14 protein-coding genes are annotated in these 18,690 nt (G+C 46.2%); 13 read left to right on the top strand and 1 reads right to left on the bottom strand.

The window, feature by feature from the left end:
- The first annotated feature begins 110 nt into the window (after positions 1-110).
- The 13 genes from pnp (at position 111) to K6T22_RS10420 (ending at position 18,228) form a co-directional block, all read left to right on the top strand.
- On the top strand, positions 111-2,330 hold the full coding sequence (gene pnp, locus K6T22_RS10480; RefSeq protein ID WP_238237016.1) for a polyribonucleotide nucleotidyltransferase: 2,220 nt from the start codon (positions 111-113) through the stop codon (positions 2,328-2,330).
- 74 nt (positions 2,331-2,404) lie between these two features.
- Positions 2,405-3,640: a M16 family metallopeptidase gene (locus tag K6T22_RS10475; protein ID WP_238237015.1), complete on the top strand. Its 1,236-nt coding sequence runs from the start codon at positions 2,405-2,407 to the stop codon at positions 3,638-3,640.
- A 59-nt stretch (positions 3,641-3,699) separates the two neighbouring features.
- The gene (locus K6T22_RS10470) at positions 3,700-5,163 is read left to right on the top strand and encodes a UDP-N-acetylmuramoyl-L-alanyl-D-glutamate--2,6-diaminopimelate ligase (protein ID WP_238237013.1); all 1,464 of its coding nucleotides are present in this window, start codon (positions 3,700-3,702) and stop codon (positions 5,161-5,163) included.
- Entirely contained in the window at positions 5,160-6,419 is a 1,260-nt protein-coding gene (locus K6T22_RS10465) for a lipid II:glycine glycyltransferase FemX (protein ID WP_238237011.1), read from the top strand. The genes K6T22_RS10470 and K6T22_RS10465 overlap by 4 nt, the downstream gene beginning before the upstream one ends.
- The gene (locus tag K6T22_RS10460; protein ID WP_238237009.1) at positions 6,419-7,081 is read left to right on the top strand and encodes a M15 family metallopeptidase; all 663 of its coding nucleotides are present in this window, start codon (positions 6,419-6,421) and stop codon (positions 7,079-7,081) included. The genes K6T22_RS10465 and K6T22_RS10460 overlap by 1 nt, the downstream gene beginning before the upstream one ends.
- Before the next feature lie 153 nt (positions 7,082-7,234).
- The gene (locus K6T22_RS10455) at positions 7,235-8,899 is read left to right on the top strand and encodes a ribonuclease J (RefSeq protein ID WP_023468670.1); all 1,665 of its coding nucleotides are present in this window, start codon (positions 7,235-7,237) and stop codon (positions 8,897-8,899) included.
- Between the two features lie 69 nt (positions 8,900-8,968).
- Positions 8,969-11,116, top strand: coding sequence for a DNA translocase FtsK (locus K6T22_RS10450; RefSeq protein WP_238237007.1), 2,148 nt, complete (start codon positions 8,969-8,971; stop codon positions 11,114-11,116).
- Between the two features lie 331 nt (positions 11,117-11,447).
- Positions 11,448-12,461 (top strand): BMP family lipoprotein, encoded by a 1,014-nt coding sequence (locus K6T22_RS10445; protein ID WP_238237005.1) that lies wholly within the window; start codon positions 11,448-11,450, stop codon positions 12,459-12,461.
- 222 nt (positions 12,462-12,683) lie between these two features.
- The gene (locus tag K6T22_RS10440; protein WP_023468666.1) at positions 12,684-13,403 is read left to right on the top strand and encodes a GntR family transcriptional regulator; all 720 of its coding nucleotides are present in this window, start codon (positions 12,684-12,686) and stop codon (positions 13,401-13,403) included.
- A 129-nt stretch (positions 13,404-13,532) separates the two neighbouring features.
- Positions 13,533-14,606 carry a BMP family lipoprotein gene (locus K6T22_RS10435; RefSeq protein ID WP_238237003.1) on the top strand — a complete coding sequence of 358 codons (1,074 nt, stop codon included), beginning with the start codon at positions 13,533-13,535 and terminating at the stop codon, positions 14,604-14,606.
- Positions 14,607-14,672: 66 nt separating this feature from the next.
- Positions 14,673-16,202 carry an ABC transporter ATP-binding protein gene (locus tag K6T22_RS10430; protein WP_238237001.1) on the top strand — a complete coding sequence of 510 codons (1,530 nt, stop codon included), beginning with the start codon at positions 14,673-14,675 and terminating at the stop codon, positions 16,200-16,202.
- Positions 16,199-17,269, top strand: a complete 1,071-nt coding sequence (locus K6T22_RS10425; RefSeq protein WP_238237000.1) for an ABC transporter permease — start codon at positions 16,199-16,201, stop codon at positions 17,267-17,269. Before K6T22_RS10430 ends, K6T22_RS10425 begins: the two co-directional genes overlap by 4 nt.
- A complete protein-coding gene (locus tag K6T22_RS10420) occupies positions 17,269-18,228 on the top strand; it encodes an ABC transporter permease (protein ID WP_238236998.1) in 960 nt (319 codons plus the stop codon). The genes K6T22_RS10425 and K6T22_RS10420 overlap by 1 nt, the downstream gene beginning before the upstream one ends.
- Positions 18,229-18,359: 131 nt before the next feature.
- On the opposite strand, the gene K6T22_RS10415 is transcribed toward K6T22_RS10420, so the two are convergent.
- Positions 18,360-18,608, bottom strand: a complete 249-nt coding sequence (locus tag K6T22_RS10415; RefSeq protein WP_023468661.1) for a ferredoxin — start codon at positions 18,606-18,608, stop codon at positions 18,360-18,362.
- Positions 18,609-18,690 lie beyond the last annotated feature (82 nt).

Below are 18,690 nucleotides of genomic sequence, written 5' to 3'. Positions count from 1 at the left end.
GAGCATCGTCTCCTGTTTCTTTTTTTTGCCGATTCATGGACTTTTTGCGCAAGAACCTACATAATTAGATTTGAATGAAAAAACGGATAGCAGTGAGAGGAGATTTGTGCATGTCACAAACAAAACAGACGTTTTCGACCGAACTCGGTGGACGTCCATTAACGATTGAAATCGGTCAATTAGCAAAACAGGCGAACGGAGCAGCATTGATTCGTTACGGCGATACAGCCGTTCTTGCTACGGTCGTTGCATCAAAACAACCGAAGGACTTAGATTTCTTCCCATTAACAGTGAACTATGAAGAAAAACTATATGCGGCAGGGAAAATCCCAGGTGGATTCCTTAAACGTGAAGGACGTCCAGGAGAGAGTGCAATTCTGACTTCGCGTCTGATTGACCGTCCGATCCGTCCATTATTCCCAGACGGTTTCCGTCACGATGTACAAGTGGCGACAACGGTTCTTTCGTCAGATGCTGACAATTCACCAGAAGTTGCAGCGATGATCGGTGCTTCGATTGCGCTTTCGATTTCAGATATTCCATTCGACGGTCCAATCGCAGGTGTTACGATCGGTCGCGTCGACGGAGAATTCGTCGTGAACCCGACTTCAGCACAAATGGAAGTTAGCGACATCGATCTCCAAGTTGCCGGAACAAAACATGCCGTCAACATGGTTGAAGCAGGTGCGAAGGAAGTATCGGAACAAGCGATGCTTGAAGCGATCTTACTTGGACACGATGTCATCAAGGAAATGATTGCTTTCCAAGAAGAAATCGTTGCCCAAGTCGGTAAAGAGAAATTTGAATATACGGTATCAAGCTTCGATGAGACAATCGTCAATCGCCTGAAAGCAGAAGCATTGGCAGAAGTCACACAAGCGGTTCAAGTCGAAGAAAAACAAGCGCGTGACATCGCCATCAATGAAGTCATCGCAAAATACATCGAGTTGTATGCAGCTGACGAGTCAGTCACGGCAGAACAACTGGCAGAAGTATCAGGCGTTCTCAACAAGTTCGTCAAAGATGAAGTCCGTCGTCTCATCACAGAAGACAAAGTGCGTCCAGATGGACGTGGTCTTGCTGAGATTCGTCCACTCGATTCAGAAGTCGGTCTCTTACCACGTGCACATGGTTCAGGTTTGTTCACACGCGGTCAGACACAGGTCTTGTCTGTTGCGACACTTGGTGTTGCAGGTGATGCTCAAATCATCGATGGACTTGGTCTCAAAGAAGAGAAACGCTTCATGCACCACTATAACTTCCCGCCATTCTCAGTCGGGGAAGCACGTCCGATGCGTGCACCAGGTCGTCGTGAAATCGGTCACGGTGCACTCGGAGAACGCGCACTCTTACCAGTTCTTCCGAATGAAGTCGATTTCCCGTATACGATTCGTCTTGTATCAGAAGTTCTTGAGTCGAACGGTTCTTCATCACAGGCTTCAATCTGTGGTTCGATTCTTGCCATGATGGATGCGGGTGTTCCACTCAAAGCACCTGTTGCTGGTATTGCGATGGGCTTGATCATGGAAGGCGACAATTATTCGATCTTGACAGATATCCAAGGGATGGAAGATCATCTCGGCGATATGGACTTTAAAGTCGCTGGAACACACGAAGGTGTCACAGCTTTACAAATGGATATGAAAATTGGCGGAATCACGCGTCAAATTCTTGAAGAAGCACTCGAACAAGCACGTCTTGGTCGCCTGCACATTCTTGAGCATATGCAAACTGTCATCGCTGAACCACGTGTCGAATTGTCGCAATACGCGCCGAAAATCGTCACACTCAAAATCAATCCAGATAAAATCCGTGATGTCATCGGACCTGGTGGTAAAGTCATCAACGGTATCATCGATGAAACTGGCGTTAAGATTGACATCGATCAAGACGGAACAGTCTTCATCGCTTCGACGGATCAAGCTGGCATTGATCGTGCCCGTCAATTGGTCGAAGATATCGTCCGTGAAGTCGTCATCGGAGAAGAGTTCGATGGAACGGTTCGTCGCGTTGAGAAATTCGGTGCATTCGTCGAATTGTTCAAAGGAAAAGACGCCCTCGTCCACATTTCGGAACTTGCACTTAACCGTGTTGGTCAAACGGAAGATGTCGTCAAACTTGGTGATAAGCTAAAAGTCCGTGTTACGGAAATCGATGACAAAGGTCGCGTTAACGCTTCGCACAAAGTCTTGCTCGTTGAAGGCTTAAGCGAAGAAGATCGTGCCGCATACGAAGAAAAGAAAAAGACAGAGCGTGAGAACCGCCCGCCACGCCGGGACCAGGGTTCACGCCCACCACGTGACGGACAACGTCCACCACGTCGTAACTAATGAATCCAAGGTGGCTCGACGGTGCAGAGAATGCAACGAGAGCCACCTTGTTTCCTATATTTGGAGGAATTACTATGATCGAACGGATACAACTAGAAAACGGGGTTCGACTGATCGTCGAACGAATGCCAGAAGCACGCAGCGTTGCGACGGGCATCTTCATTCAAGCAGGAAGTCGAACAGAACACATCGAGGAGCATGGCATCAGTCATCTGATCGAACACATGATGTTCAAGGGAACGAAACGCCATACGGCAAAAGAGATTGCGGTTTACTTTGACCGACTTGGTGGAAATATTAATGCGTTCACGAGTAAGGATCAAACGTGTTATTACGTCAAGACATTGGATGAGCATGCGGGAGAAGCCTTCCAGGTGTTATCGGACATGTTCCTCGAATCGACGTTTGACGCAGATGAACTAGAAAAAGAGAAAAAGGTCGTCATCGAAGAGATTAAAATGTACGATGACACACCGGATGATCTCGTCCACGAACTGCTAGCGATCGCAGCATACGGTGAGGATGTCATGGCACGCCCGATTCTTGGAACGGAGGAGAGTGTGCTTCGGATTGATCGGAAGATGATTGGACAGTACCTTGAAGAAGCGTATGCACCGGATCAAATCGTCATTTCCGTTGCCGGAAACGTAACAGATGAGTTGATTGCGCAGATTACGGAGCGAATGTCGATTCTTGTATCACGCGAGAAAACACGTCAAACGACGTCACCAAGGTTACAAAATGGTGTGATTCGTAAGGAAAAGGATACGGAACAGGCACATATTTGTTATAATTTCCGTGCGATTCCTTCTGCTGATCCACGTTTGCCTGCCCTCGCCTTACTCAATAATGCATTCGGTGCAACGATGTCGAGTCGTTTGTTCCAATCGATTCGAGAGGAACGTGGTCTTGCCTACTCAGTCTTTTCTTATTACACGACGTTTGACGATCACGGAACGTTTACGATCTATGTCGGTACGTCACCGGAATCGGTTGAAGAAGTCGAACAGGTACTAGCAGCTGAAATTAATCGATTGAAGCAGGATGGATTATCAGCTAAGGAACTTGAAGATGGAATTGAGCAGCTGAAAGGCTCTCTCATCTTAGGAAACGAAGGTACTTCGAGCCATATGAACCGAAATGCACGGAATGAGTTGCACTTGCACCGTCATCCGTCACTTGAAGAAGTGTTAGCGGATGTCGAACGAATTCGTCCGTCGGATATCGAAGGATTAATTCAGTACATTTTTTCGGAGGAACCGGCAAAGGCCTATATTCTTCCGGCAGACGATGATGAAGAGGAAGCATGACAGTAGAACGGAATAGATGTAACACATGAAATGACGATGTCGAGAAAGAAGGAATACCGTTGAATTTAGCTGAACTGATTCAAGTCATACAGACGCAAAAAATCGAACGAATGGTAGAGGTGGATGTTACGTCCATCACGACCGATTCACGGGATGTTAAACCGGGAACATTGTTCGTTGCCATCAAAGGGTACACTGTTGATGGGCACGACTATGCCAAACAGGCGGAAGCACAAGGAGCGGTCGCAATTGTTGCAGAACAACCGGTCGACGTGTCGATTCCTGTCATTCTTGTTCGCAGTACATCACGTGCCATTGCCGAGTTGGCTGGCAAATTCTATGATTATCCTTCTGAAAAGATGCGGATGATCGGTATTACAGGAACGAATGGGAAAACGACGACGACGACGATCGTCCGTGATATATTAGCGCACCTTGGTCGGAAGACGGGCATCATCGGGACGGTTGAAGTCAAGATTGGTGACCGCGTCGTACCAAGCCGTAATACGACACCTCAAAGTTCTGAACTGCAAGCCTTTCTCCACCAGATGCACGAAGAAGATGTCCAAGATGTCATCATGGAAGTATCTTCGCATGGATTAGAGCTTGGCCGGGTGACGGGTGTGGATTACGACGTCGCTGGATTTACGAATTTAACGCATGACCACCTCGATTTTCATAAAACGTTTGAAAATTACGCGCGCGCAAAAGGGTTGTTATTCGCACAACTTGGACAACGGCTGACGACAGAAAAAGTCGCAGTTTTGAACGCCGATGATAAAACGAGTGAACTGTATGAGATGATGACAGGCGCTCGTGTCATGACGTACGGTATTGACAATATGGCGGATCTTCGAGCGACGAACATTAATCAGTCGCTTCAACAAACGACATTCACGATGCTGTACAAGGAAGAACAAGTCGATGTCACGGCGAACTTCATCGGTCGTTTTAATGTCTACAATCTGTTGTTAGCAACTGGTATTCTTTTGTCTTGCGGATATGATTTAGCGACGATTGCAGGAGCCATCTCAGCGATCCGTCCGGCAAAAGGGCGGATGCAACGTTTGCCGATCGACGGGTATAACGTCTATGTCGATTATGCACATACGCCAGACGGTATTGAACAATGTCTGAAAGCACTTGTCGACGTACCGAAAGAGAATATCGTGTTCCTGATCGGAACAGGTGGAAACCGTGACGTGACGAAACGACCGAAGATGGGTGAACTTGCTTCGACCTATGCAGGAACAGTTGTCATCACGACGGATGATCCACGGTATGAAGCATATGAGTCGATTACGTCCGGCATTGCAAAAGGGATGACACACGATCAATTCGTCGAAATCGGCGATCGAGAAGAGGCAGTCCGTTACGCAGCCCGTCTTGCGCGACCAGACAATATCGTCATCTTAGCCGGTAAGGGCCATGAAAAATATCAAATCATTGGGGATGAGAAAATCCCTCTCGATGAGGAAGTCATCGTCAAAGAGATGATACGGCAAATGGAGGAACAGAAGTGACTTATCAACCAATCGTTGTAACCATAGATCAATTTGAAACATTCGTAAAAACACATCCAAAAGGCGATTTACTTCAGCTTCCAGCGTGGGGCGAAGTCAAGAGCGCAACTGGATGGACACATGAACGCATTGCGGTCGGAACGACTTCCGGTGAGATTGCCGGAGTCGGGCTGCTCTTATTCAAGAAAGTACCGAAGTTACCGTTTACGCTTTGTTATGCGCCACGTGGTTTCGTCGTCGATTATACGGATACGGACGCACTCCGTGCCCTTCGTGACGAAGCGATTCGTGTCGCAAAACAACATAAGGCGATTGCGATTAAATTTGATCCAAACGTCGAGCGAGAAGAATATCCTGGACTGTTACAGGAGATGCAAGAACTCGGGTTCAAACATAATGGCTTCGGTGGTGGCTTTGACTATGCGCAACCACGCTTTACGATGGAGACGAGTCTTGAAGGGACAGAAAAAGAAATCTTCGACGGTTTCCATTCGAAGTTTCGTTATAATGTCCGCCTTGCTGAACGCAAAGGTATCGTTTGCGAACAAGTCGATCGCGAAGGACTCAAAACATTTGCGAAACTGATGGTCGAGACGGGCGAGCGGGATGGTTTCTCGATCCGTGGTCTGGATTACTTCGAAAATCTTTACGATCATCTGCATCCACAAGGGGACGCTGTTTTGTTCTTAACGAAACTCGACGTCGTTCGGGCGCTTGAAAACACGGAAGCGTTATTGCTTCAAGCGGATAAGGAACTCTCGAAGATTCATCGTCAGCTCGAGAAAGAAACAGCTGAGAAGAAGTTGAAGAGCTTAAACAATCGCTTGGAACAGACGACGGCACAAATCGAAAAAGCAGAGAAGTCGAAGACGGAATTGATGACGATTGCTGCGAAACATCCAAACGGTGTCATCTTATCTGGTGGTTTATTGACGCTTGCCGGTCGCCGGTCGTATTACTTATACGGCGCATCGTCAAACGAGTACCGGGAGTTCATGCCGAACCACTTGATGCAATGGACGATGATGCAATATGCAAAAGAACATGGTGCGCTCTCATATGACTTCGGTGGAGTCAGTGGTTCGACAGACCCGGATGATCATTACGCGGGACTCTATGCTTTTAAATCAGGTTGGGGTAGTCGGATGATCGAAAAGATTGGTGAGTTCGATTACGTGCTCAATCGTCCCTTGTATCTATTACTTGAAACAGGATTACCGATTCTACAAAAACTTCGGAAGAAACTTCGCCGCTAATGAAACGGGGGACAATCTTCGGTTGGATCGTGTTTTTATTGACGATGTTTGCGGTTGGATTGTTTCTTGCGGCATCCATGAATCGGATGCCGACGATTTTAATGGATCAGCCGGAGCTCGGAATCGAGAGTTGTCCACGAGACGAAGCGGGTGAAAATCGGTTGATTAACGCAAGCGAAGCGAACCTGAAACGTCTCCACCCAGCTGTCGAAGCAGGAGCAAAAGATCTGATCCGTGTTGCCCACTCTTGCTACAATATCGACATCAAGATTACGCAAGGGTACCGCTCGATTCAGCAACAGAACGCGCTTTATGAACAGGGACGTTCTAAAGCGGGCGAAGTCGTCACGAATGCACGCGGTGGCGAATCAATGCATAATTATGGACTCGCCATCGATTTCGTACAGCTTGTGAATGGACAAATTTCGTACGATCTTGAGTACGATGGGAATCGGTCAGGGAAAAGTGACTGGCGTGAAGTCGCTGATATTGGTAAAGCACTTGGTTTCGAATGGGGAGGCGATTGGAAACGATTCGTCGACTATCCTCACTTCGAGATGACGTTCGGATATTCGCTTGACGAACTGAAGGATGGGGAACGTCCAAGTCGTTCGGAAAAAGCAAAACGAACGGAAGAAGTCGAAGACCTGTTGAATACATGATCAACGTCATTCCTGGAGTAATGTGGCAGGAATGACGTTTTTTTTAGATTTCCTAGTCGTTTTGTTGGCAGATTGTGAAAATTCGGCTAGAATAGTGATAGTGATAAGTGGACGGCTCACAAAAAGTGAATATGAATTATAGGAGGTCATGTTGTGTCAAAGAAGAAGACGGAAAAAGTAAGCGTCTTTGCTCTTGGTGGCGCCGGTGAGATCGGGAAGAACATGTACGTCGTCGAACTCGACGAGGACATCTTCGTCATCGATGCCGGATTAATGTTCCCAGGAGACGAGATGCTTGGAATCGATAAAGTCATTCCAGACATCAGTTATTTAAAAGAAAACAAAGAGCGGATTCAGGGGATTTTCATTACCCATGGTCACGAAGATCATATCGGGGCACTCAGTTACGTCTTACGTGACTTGAAGGTACCGGTTTACGGAACACGTTTAACGCTCGGTTTGATTGAACACAAATTAAAAGAAGCCGGTTTATTGAAAAAGGCAGATCTTCGTCCAATTGATGCCAAGACGAAATTAACCGTTGCAGGTCATTTTATTACGTTCTTCCGGGTCAACCATTCGATTCCGGATGCAGTCGGGGTTTGTATTCAAACGTCTCAAGGTGCTATCGTCCATACGGGGGATTTCAAGTTCGATTACACACCGGTCGATGGAAAACAGGCAGACTTCGGGAAAATTGCAGCGATTGGTCAACGGGGAGTACTTTGCTTACTGTCTGACTCGACGAATGCAGAGCGACCAGGGATGTCTGGATCAGAATCGATCGTCGGTTCTGAACTGAACGATGTCATCTATGAGGCACCAGGTCGTGTCATCGTCGCGTCATTCGCTTCAAATATCCATCGGTTGCAACAAGTGTTTGCAGCAGCAGAAGCGAACAATCGAAAAGTAGCAGTCGTCGGTCGGAGTATGGTCAACAACGTCGAAGTGGCACAGCGTTTGAATTACTTACGCTTCAAACAAAAAACATTGATTGATCTGTCTGACATCAATCGCCTCGACGATAACCAAGTTGTCATCTTGACGACAGGGTCGCAAGGTGAGCCGATGGCAGCTTTGACACGAATGGCACGTAACGCGCATAAGCAAGTCAATATTCGCTTGAACGATACGGTCGTTGTTGCAGCTTCGCCGATTCCAGGGAATGAAAAGTCGGTTTCGAAAACAATCGATCTATTATTCCGTGCAGGTGCGAACGTCATCTACAACCAACGAAAAGTACACGTGTCCGGTCACGGTCATGCAGAAGACTTAAAATTGATGCTTAACTTGATCAAACCGAAATTCTTCTTACCGATCCACGGGGAATTCCGGATGCAAAAGGCGCATAGTCGTCTGGCGCAAACAGTGGGTGTCAATGCGAACAACATCTTCATCATTGAAAATGGTGATGTCGTTGAGTTTGAGAAACGTAAAGCGCGGATGTCACGCAAGGTCAACGCTGGAAACGTCTTGATTGATGGAATTGGTGTCGGTGACGTCGGAAACATCGTTCTTCGCGATCGTCGCTTGTTGTCGCAAGATGGTGTCGTCCTCTGTGTTATTACGATTAGTCGGAAAAACAAGACGATCGTCTCGGGACCAGAAATCATCTCTCGCGGATTCGTGTACATGCGCGAATCAGAGGATATGATCAACGAAGCGAACCGAATCGTTGCGAAACAACTACAAGGTAAATTAAACGGAGAATTGGATTGGACGGAAATGAAATCGTTAATTCGAGATAAACTGAGTGCTTATCTTTACGAACAGACGAAACGCCGCCCAATGATTCTTCCGATCATCATGGAGATTTAACAAACAAGCGGCTCAGATTGACCAATACCTGGTCCACTGAGTCGTTTTTTCATCAGGAGGGATTGACGTATGGCGACGACGAAACGAAAACCTGTACGAAAAAAAACGCCGCCACGGAAACGACCGGCAGCGAAGAAACAACGTCAGCCGATTGCTTATCGTACATATGCGACCATTATCGCAATCATCTCACTGCTTGCCTTCGTCCTCGCATTTGGGGAGTTTGGAAAAGTCGGACTGACACTAGCAGACGGAGGAGAACGATTGATCGGTCAGTTTGGCTCCTTATTATATGGAGGAATTGGTGCCGTCTTACTCTTACTACTATCGGCTGCTTCACGCGCGCAGAAATGGGCATGGTCCATGCTACTGATCGGTTCAGTCGTCTGGATCGATTTGCTACTTGGTGCACCCCGCGGTATCTTAAACGGATGGCTTTACCAAAATGCGGCCTATTACATCTCAAGCAGTGGTGCCTTTTTGATTGGACTGTTCTTCATCGGTACAGCCGTTCATTTACTGCGACCAACGTTCTATGGAGAACTCTGGCTCGGACTTCGGGAACGCATAGAAGAGTTTCGTCATCGTGAACGGACACCTCGTCCTCGTATCGAAAAAGAGCTGACACCGAAACCTGTTCGTGAGAAAAAACCGAAGACGCTGCGACCGGCAACTGTTGAAGAACCAACCGAAACGGAACAAGAAGCAGAAGATCCTTCGGTCAACATTCAAGACGTACCAATCATTGGTTTTGCTGATCACGTTGAACCGCAAGCAGCGGAGACACAAGGACCATTGACGATGACGGAGACACCGGATGGATATCAACTCCCATCGCTTGATTTATTAGCCGAGCCGACGTCAAAAGACTTATCGGGTGAGAATAAACGACTAAAGGATAACGCGACGAAATTGATTGCGACCTTAAAATCATTCGGAATCGGAGCAAAGGTCTTAAAAATTCACTTAGGACCGAGTGTCACGAAATATGAAATTGAACCAAAGCAGGGCATCAAGCTTAGCCGAATCACCGGACTCGCCGATGATTTAGCGCTTGCGTTAGCGGCGAAGGATATCCGGATCGAAGCACCGATTCCGGGAAAAGCGGCCGTTGGGATTGAAGTTCCGAACCGTGAAGTCGCGATGGTTTCCCTTCGAGAAGTATTAGGCGCAGAAAGTGTACAGTCGGACAGTGATCGATTACTTGTAGCGCTTGGACGAAGTATTTCTGGTGAAACGGTAACGGCAAAGTTGAATAAGATGCCGCACGTCTTAGTTGCCGGATCGACCGGTTCTGGTAAATCGGTCTGTATCAACGGGATGATTGTCTCGATATTAATGCGCGCACGACCGGATGAAGTCCGTCTGATGATGATTGATCCGAAAATGGTCGAGTTAAATGTCTATAATGGAATTCCGCATCTCTTAGCACCAGTCGTCACGGATCCGAAAAAAGCGGCACAGGCGTTAAAACAAGTCGTCTCGGAAATGGAACGCCGTTATGAGATCTTCAGCCAAAACGGCGCACGAAACATTGAGGGCTACAATGCATTGATTGATAAGATGAACGCAGAGGAAAAAGTTCATCAACGATTACCGTATATCGTCGTCATTGTCGATGAGTTAGCTGACTTAATGATGGTTGCGTCAAACGAAGTCGAAGATGCAATCATGCGCCTTGCACAAATGGCGCGGGCGGCAGGAATTCATATGGTCATCGCGACGCAACGACCGAGCGTCGATATCATCACGGGTGTCATCAAAGCGAACATTCCATCACGTATTGCCTTTAGTGTCTCGAGTGCGACCGATTCGCGGACGATCCTCGATACGGGAGGTGCCGATAAGTTGCTTGGACGTGGTGATATGTTGTTACTTGGAAATGGTATGAACAAGCCGGTCCGAGTCCAAGGAGCCTTCCTATCAGACGAAGAAGTCGAGAAGGTCGTCAATCATGTCATCAGTCAACAAAAGGCACAATATGTTGAAGCGATGATTCCAAAAGATGTACCGGAAGGGGAAACAGAAGTAGACGATCCACTCTATGATGAAGTCGTCCAGTTCATTCTGACCCAAGAGACGGCATCGACATCGATGATTCAACGAAAGTATCGGATTGGATATAACCGAGCAGCCCGTCTGATTGATGCGTTAGAAGAAAACGGTCTGATTGGTCCGTCTGAAGGATCGAAACCACGTCGGGTCATGGGACGTTAATCGAGTGAAAAGGAAGTCGCGGATTATTCCGGGGCTTCTTTTCTTTTTTAGAATAATGGCTTGATAGAAGGAGGAACCTCTTTCATATAAAAATATAAAGGATCAAAACAGAGTATGATTTTGTATAAATAGAAATGACTGGGAAAAATCTTGAATCAATCAAAAATAAAATCGCTTTCATGAAAATAGTTGTCAGACGTCTGTTGATTTTCGAAAGACTTTTTGGCATACTCAGTCATATGAGAGACCGACCTTCGACTAAGGTCTGGGAGCGACTTTTTCACAAATAGATAATGAAAGCGCTCTCATAAATGCAGAGGAGATGGATAAGATGAAGAAGAAACACGTAATCGTATCGATGATGTCAGTAGCAACGGTCGGCCTTGCTGCTTGTGGTGGTTCAGGCGAGAAAGCCGATCAAAAAGATCAGTTCTCTGTTGCAATGGTAGCAGACAAGGGCGGAATCGATGACAAATCGTTCAACCAGTCCGCTTGGGAAGGACTTCAAGCATACGGAAAAGACAACAAACTTCAAAAAAACGAAGGATTCTCTTATCTACAATCTAAATCGCAACAAGATTATCAGCCGAATTTATCGCGTCTCGCTCGTGGTGGAGAAGATTTAGTCTTCGGAATCGGAAACACGTTCAATGAGGATATCAAAACAGTTGCTGATCAATTTAAAGACACACAATTTGCGATCGTTGATAACGTTGTTGAAGGGAAAAACGTCACTTCGATCACATTCAAGGAAAATGAAGGAGCGTACCTCGCGGGGATCGTTGCTGCAATGGAAACAAAAAAGGATCACATCGGTTTCGTTGGTGGGATGAAGATGGACGTCATTGAGCGGTTCCGTGCTGGTTTCGAAGCAGGTGCTAAATCCGTCAATCCGAAGATCAAAATTGATGTTCAGTATGCTGAAGATTTCGCAGCGCCAGAAAAAGGTCAAGCAATCGCAGCTGGTATGTACGGTAAAGGAGCAGATATCATCTTCCCAGCAGCAGGTGGGACAGGGAATGGTGTCTTCACGGAAGCGAAGAACCGTAAGAAAAATGGTGAAGATGTTTCGGTTATCGGTGTTGACCGTGACCAAAAAGAAGAAGGTATGCCTGAAGACGTAACATTGACATCTGTCATCAAGCGTGTTGATCGCGCAGTCGAAGATACAGCAAACGCAGCGAAAGACGGTAAACTCGAGGGTGGAAAAACAATTCGATATGGTCTGAAAGAAGATGGCGTTGATGTCGTACCATCAGAAAAAATTGCGAAGAAGACGATGACGGCGCTTGAAAAAGCAAAAGCGGACGTCGTTTCTGGAAAAATCGAAGTACCTGAGCAATAAGCGTTGAAAAAAGAGAGGGCATTCTTAGGTAGAATGCCCTATTTTCTTCCATTATTGATTGCGTTATGAAAAGGGTTACAAAAGCGCCAGAAGTCAGACTTCTAACCTGTTACAAAATGATTGCAGGATTGTGTTGGGCGTCATATACTTATCTTGGCTGGAGTTCTCATACGTCAGAAGTCTGAGCACTGGTTACAACTAGATAGAGGATGGAGATGCGTCATGTCGATTAAATTAGATCATCGTTTGCTTTATTTACGTGTGATTGAAAAAATCAAGTCTGACATCGATGACGGCGTTTACAAGGAAGGCGAGAAGCTCCCTTCAGAGTTTGAACTTTCAAAGCAACTTGGCGTCAGTCGAGCTACTCTTCGAGAGGCATTACGAATTCTTGAAGATGAGAACATCGTCATCCGTAAACACGGTGTCGGTACGTTTATCAATGCAAGACCACCGTTTACTTCTGGTATTGAGGAGTTGTACAGCGTAACAGAAATGATTGCGCGCGCAGGTATGGTTCCGACATCAGAAGTGTTATCATCCGAGATGGTCCAACCGACTGAGCGCGACCGAGAACGCTTTCAACTTGGTCCGGATGAATTGGTTTATCGAATCGAACGAATCCGACTCGCAGGAGATGTTCCTGTTGTCTATTGTATCGATAAGATTCCAAGCCATTATATTAAAAATGAAGAGCAGTTCACCTCTTCGACATCATTATTCGATGCTTTAGAAAAAGAACTTGGACGACGTGTCACACATGCTGTGACGCATATCGAGCCACGTATTGATCCGAAAATCGCTGAACAATTACATACGGACCAACCTTTGCTCGCATTGCGTCAAACGCATTATGATGAGCTCGATCGTTCCGTTCTTTTTTCAGCGAACTATTTCCGAGCAGATAAGTTTGATTTCCACGTCATCCGTAAACGTGTGTGAGCCATTGTTTTAGGATGAATACTGAAAGCGCTTTCCGTCATAACCTACGTAACGCTCCTCATCGCCAGCCTCAGGTGCTAGACGTAGTCTTGAACTTTGTATGACCATATTCGAAAGGGGATTTTCCAGATGAAAAAGAAGTCACTTCTCGCATTAGCAGCAACAGGTTTAGCAATGAGTTCGGTCCTTGCAGCATGTGGTGGCAACGACGATTCGAAAGATTCAGGAAGCGGCAGTGAGTCAGAAGGCTTTAAAGTTGCAATGGTTACAGATACAGGCGGCGTGGATGATAAGTCATTCAACCAATCTGCTTGGGAAGGTATCCAGAAGTTCGGAAAAGATAATGACTTAAAAGAAGGCACTGGCTACAAATATCTTCAGTCTGCAAAACAATCGGATTACCAACCAAACCTTCAGCAATTAGCGCGTGCGAAATATGACTTGATCCTCGGTATTGGTTTCTTGATGGCTGAAGATATCGGTAAAGTAGCGGATCAGTTCAAAAAGAGCAACTTCGCTCTCGTCGATATGGTCGTTGACAAACCAAACGTTGCGTCAATCGTCTTCAAAGAAAACGAAGGTTCGTTCCTCGTTGGTGTCGTTGCTGGTTTAACGACGAAATCAGATAAAGTCGGATTCGTCGGCGGTGTTAACTCTGACTTGATCAAGAAGTTCGAAAGTGGATTCAAAGCAGGCGTTAAAGCTGTCAACCCAGAAGCAGACATCGAAGTACAGTATGCAGAAGACTTCAACGCTGCTGAAAAAGGACAAGCAATCGCTTCAGGTATGTACGGTAAAAAAGTCGATGTCATCTATCACGCAGCTGGTGGTACAGGACAAGGGGTATTTACAGAAGCGAAAAACCGTAAGAAAAACGGCGAAGACGTTTGGGTTATCGGTGTAGACCGTGACCAAGTTGAAGAAGGCATGCCTGAGAACGTCACATTGACGTCAATGGTTAAACGTGTGGATACAGCTGTTGAGCAAGTTGCAAAAGACACGAAAGACGGTAACTTCCCTGCAGGTAAAGTCGTTGAGTTCGGTCTGAAAGACGGTGGTGTTGATATCGCACCTTCGAAAGACAACGTTGCGAAAGATGCACTCGACAAAGTCGAAGAGTACAAAAAACAAATCATCGATGGCGACATCAAAGTCCCAGCGACAGACGACGAGTACAAAGAATACGAAGCGTCACTGAAATAATAATGAAAGCGGGGGTCGCTAGCATTGCGACTCCCCCTTTTAAACTAAACATGGGAGTGGATTTTCTTGGAATACGTCATTGAGATGCTAAACATCAGAAAAGAGTTTGGCAGTTTCGTCGCAAATGATAACATCACGCTCCAGCTTCGGAAAGGTGAGATTCACGCTTTACTTGGTGAAAACGGTGCCGGAAAATCGACGCTGATGAACGTCTTATTTGGTTTGTATCAGCCTGAGGCTGGAGAAATTCGTGTACGTGGTGAAAAAGTCAATATTACGAGTCCAAACGTCGCGAACGATCTTGGAATCGGCATGGTGCACCAACACTTCATGCTCGTTCAAAATTTCACTGTTACTGAAAACATCATTTTAGGTGCAGAACCACGCGCAGGAATTAAGATTGACCGTGCATCTGCACGTGAGAAGGTACGCCAGATTTCTGAACAGTATGGTCTTGCTGTTGATCCTGATGCAAAAATCGAGGATATTTCAGTTGGAATGCAGCAACGTGTTGAAATTTTGAAGACGTTGTACCGTGGTGCAGACATCTTGATCTTCGATGAACCATCTGCTGTCTTGACACCGCAAGAGATCAAAGAATTGATTCAAATCATGAATCGTTTGATTGCAGAAGGAAAGTCAATCATTCTCATCACGCATAAACTGAAAGAAATCATGGAAGTAGCTGATCGCTGTACGACGATTCGCCGTGGTAAATATATTGGCACGGTCGATATCGATGAGACGATGACACAGTCGCGTCTTGCTGAAATGATGGTAGGTCGTGAAGTAAACTTTAATGCGGAGTATTCCAAGGCAACTCCACAAGAACTTGTTCTCGACATCAAGGACTTGGTCGTTAAGGACAGTCGCGGCATCAAAGCCGTCGATGGATTAAATCTCGACATTCGTGCCGGAGAGATCGTCGGAATTGCCGGAATCGATGGAAACGGGCAAACAGAATTGATTGAGGCGATCACAGGTCTTCGTAAAGCAGACAGCGGTGAGATTTTCCTCAACAATAAATCAATCAAAAACTTAAAACCACGTAAAGTGACAGAGTCTGGTGTCGGTCATATCCCACAAGACCGTCATAAACACGGACTTGTCCTCGATTATTCAATCGGACATAACATGGTCTTGCAAACGTATTACAAACAACCATATTCAAAAGCAGGCATCATGAACTATAAACAAGTCATGGAAAAAGCCAAAACGCTCATCGAGAAGTTCGACGTCCGAACTCCAAGTCCGGAGACGTTTGCTCGTGCATTGTCAGGCGGTAACCAACAGAAAGCGATCATTGCGCGTGAAGTCGATCGTTCACCGGATCTATTGATTGCTGCACAGCCGACACGTGGTCTTGATGTCGGAGCAATCGAGTTCATTCATGAACAGTTAGTTCTCGAACGTGAAAAAGGTCGCGCTGTCTTGTTGATTTCATTCGAACTCGAAGAAATTCTTCAAGTGTCGGACCGAATTGCTGTTCTTTACGAAGGAAAAACAGTTGCCTTCTTGGATCCAAAAGAAACGAATGAGATCGAGCTTGGCTTCCTGATGGCCGGCGGTAAGAAAGAGGAGGTAGGTCATTCATGAAGTTAGAGCGTTTTTACGGCATCCTCATTCCGATTCTTTCCATCATCCTTGGAATGGTCGTCGGGGCGATCGTCATGCTCATCGGCGGATACGATCCAATCGCCGGTTTTGATCAGTTATTCTACGGTATTTTTGGTGAACCGTATAGCATCGGTGAAACATTACGAGCAGCAGCTCCGTTGATCTTTGCCGGTCTTGCAGTCGCGTTTGCCTTCCGGACTGGACTCTTTAACATCGGGGTTGAAGGTCAAGTACTCGTCGGCTGGATGGTTGCAGTCTGGATCGGGATCGAGTTTGATTTACCGACCGCGATTCATTTACCACTTGCGTTAATCGGTGCAGGATTAGCTGGTGCACTTTGGGCATCGATTCCTGGTATCTTAAAAGCGAAGTTCCACGTGCACGAAGTTATCACGTCGATCATGATGAACTATATCGCGTTGTACGTCACAAATGACATTTTACGTCACGTCATCGGAATTACGAACGAACGGACGGAATCCGTTAAGGAATCTGCATCTCTTGCTTCACCGTTCTTACAAGAACTCACGGATTTCTCACGGTTGCATAACGGGATTTTCATTGCTGTCATCGCAGCGCTTGTATTCTGGTTCATTCTTTGGAAGACAACGCTTGGGTATGAACTCCGGGCAGTTGGATTCAATAAAAATGCAGCTGAATATGCAGGGATGGGCGTTAACCGTAACATCATCTTATCGTTCGTCATTTCAGGTGTATTTGCTGGTCTTGCTGGAGCGATGGAAGGTCTTGGAACGTTCCAAAACATGACATTGAATGCTTCCTTCACTGGAGTAGGATTTGATGGGATCGCGGTTGCCTTATTAGGTGCGAACAACCCGATCGGTGTCGTCCTCGCAGCACTATTGTTTGCTGGACTCAATATCGGTGGTCTGTCGATGCAACAGATTGGTATTCCACCTGAATTAATCAAGATCATCATTGCGTTCATCATCATCTTCGTTGCTTCCGGTTATGCGATTCGTCTCGTCATCGAGAAGTTCACGGTTAAGAAAGAATCTAAAAAAGCGAAAGGAGCCGGTCAATAATGGGCTTTCTTGAAGTACTTTATATCATCGTGCCAATCGCACTTGCCTATTCGGCTCCGTTAATCATTGCAGCACTTGGTGGCATCTTCAGTGAGCGTTCTGGCGTCGTTAACATCGCGTTAGAAGGATTAATGGTCATGGGTGCTTTCACAGGTATCGTAACGGCATTAACACTTTCAAAAATGGGTTTAGGTGCTGCAAGTCCATGGCTTGCAATGCTGGTCGCAATCATCGTCGGAGCGGTCTTCTCGCTCTTCCTCGCGATTCCAGCAATCCTTTTCCGTGCAGACCAAACGGTTCTTGGAGTGGCAATCAATTTGCTTTCAGTCGGTCTTGCGATCTTCCTTGTCCGTGCGTTTTATGGAAAAGGGCAGACAGACTCGATTCCGAACCGCATCTCGAAAGAAAACGTACCGTTCTTGTCTGATATTCCGGTGTTGAAAATGTTCTTTGCGAACGTTTATTACACATCGTATATCGCAATCGTTCTTGCCTTCGTTGCGTGGTATGTCATCTTTAAGACGCCATTCGGTCTTCGTCTTCGTTCTGTTGGGGAACACCCGATGGCAGCGGACACGATGGGAATTAACGTTACGAAGATGCGTTTCATCGGTGTCATGATCTCTGGTGGTTTTGGTGGTCTTGCTGGTGCTGTCTACGCGACGTCCATTTCATTGAACTTCAGTGTCACGACGATTCTTGGTCAAGGATTCCTCGCAATCGCTGCGATGATTTTTGGAAAATGGAATCCGCTTGGTGCGATGGGAGCTGCGCTCTTCTTCGGATTCGCTCAAGCGATTTCGATCATTGGTCAGCAATTGCCGGTACTTGATCAAATTCCACAAGTTTATCTATTGATTGCGCCGTATTTATTGACGATTTTGGCACTCGCTGGTGTCGTCGGTCGTGCGGATGCACCAAAAGCAGTTGGTGTACCGTATATCAAAGGAAAACGCTAAATTTTTACCAATCAAAAACCGGATGTTGCCAATCGGCAACGTCCGGTTTTTTAGAACTTGTCCATTCATCGTGTTAGAAAAAGAGTGAATAAAAAAAGATGTTTCGCGAGGAAACATCTTTTTTTATTCACTTATTCGAATTTTAACGCATCGCCATCAAACGATTCATCTGCTACTTTGATTGAATCCGTTGGGCATCCTTCGAATGCATCAATCATATCGTCGAATAATGCTTCTGGAATTTCGGCAGTACCATTGTTATCATCAAGAATGACATACGCCAAACCCTCATCATCATAATCATAGATATCTGGTGCCGCTGCTCCACAAGCACCACATGCGATGCACGTATCTTTGTCGACAATCGTAAATTTAGCCATTGAACGGTCTCCTCTCTATACGAAAACATTATTGAAACACGCTGTTCTCATCTATATGTCATTGTATCGGACTCATCGTTGC

Origin of the sequence: Exiguobacterium acetylicum (genome assembly GCF_022170825.1) — a bacterium.
Lineage (GTDB): Bacteria > Bacillota > Bacilli > Exiguobacteriales > Exiguobacteriaceae > Exiguobacterium_A > Exiguobacterium_A acetylicum_B.
Note: the sequence above shows the minus strand (reverse complement) of the source record. Positions and strands in the feature narration are given on the sequence as shown.

Bases quoted from the DNA above. Each gene is read 5' to 3' on its own strand.
- pnp (WP_238237016.1), top strand. From the start codon at position 111: ATGTCACAAACAAAACAGACGTTTTCGACCGAACTCGGTGGACGTCCA.
- K6T22_RS10475 (WP_238237015.1), top strand. From the start codon at position 2,405: ATGATCGAACGGATACAACTAGAAAACGGGGTTCGACTGATCGTCGAA.
- K6T22_RS10460 (WP_238237009.1), top strand. From the start codon at position 6,419: ATGAAACGGGGGACAATCTTCGGTTGGATCGTGTTTTTATTGACGATG.
- K6T22_RS10450 (WP_238237007.1), top strand. From the start codon at position 8,969: ATGGCGACGACGAAACGAAAACCTGTACGAAAAAAAACGCCGCCACGG.
- K6T22_RS10445 (WP_238237005.1), top strand. From the start codon at position 11,448: ATGAAGAAGAAACACGTAATCGTATCGATGATGTCAGTAGCAACGGTC.
- K6T22_RS10440 (WP_023468666.1), top strand. From the start codon at position 12,684: ATGTCGATTAAATTAGATCATCGTTTGCTTTATTTACGTGTGATTGAA.
- K6T22_RS10435 (WP_238237003.1), top strand. From the start codon at position 13,533: ATGAAAAAGAAGTCACTTCTCGCATTAGCAGCAACAGGTTTAGCAATG.
- K6T22_RS10425 (WP_238237000.1), top strand. From the start codon at position 16,199: ATGAAGTTAGAGCGTTTTTACGGCATCCTCATTCCGATTCTTTCCATC.
- K6T22_RS10420 (WP_238236998.1), top strand. From the start codon at position 17,269: ATGGGCTTTCTTGAAGTACTTTATATCATCGTGCCAATCGCACTTGCC.
- K6T22_RS10415 (WP_023468661.1), bottom strand. From the start codon at position 18,608: ATGGCTAAATTTACGATTGTCGACAAAGATACGTGCATCGCATGTGGT.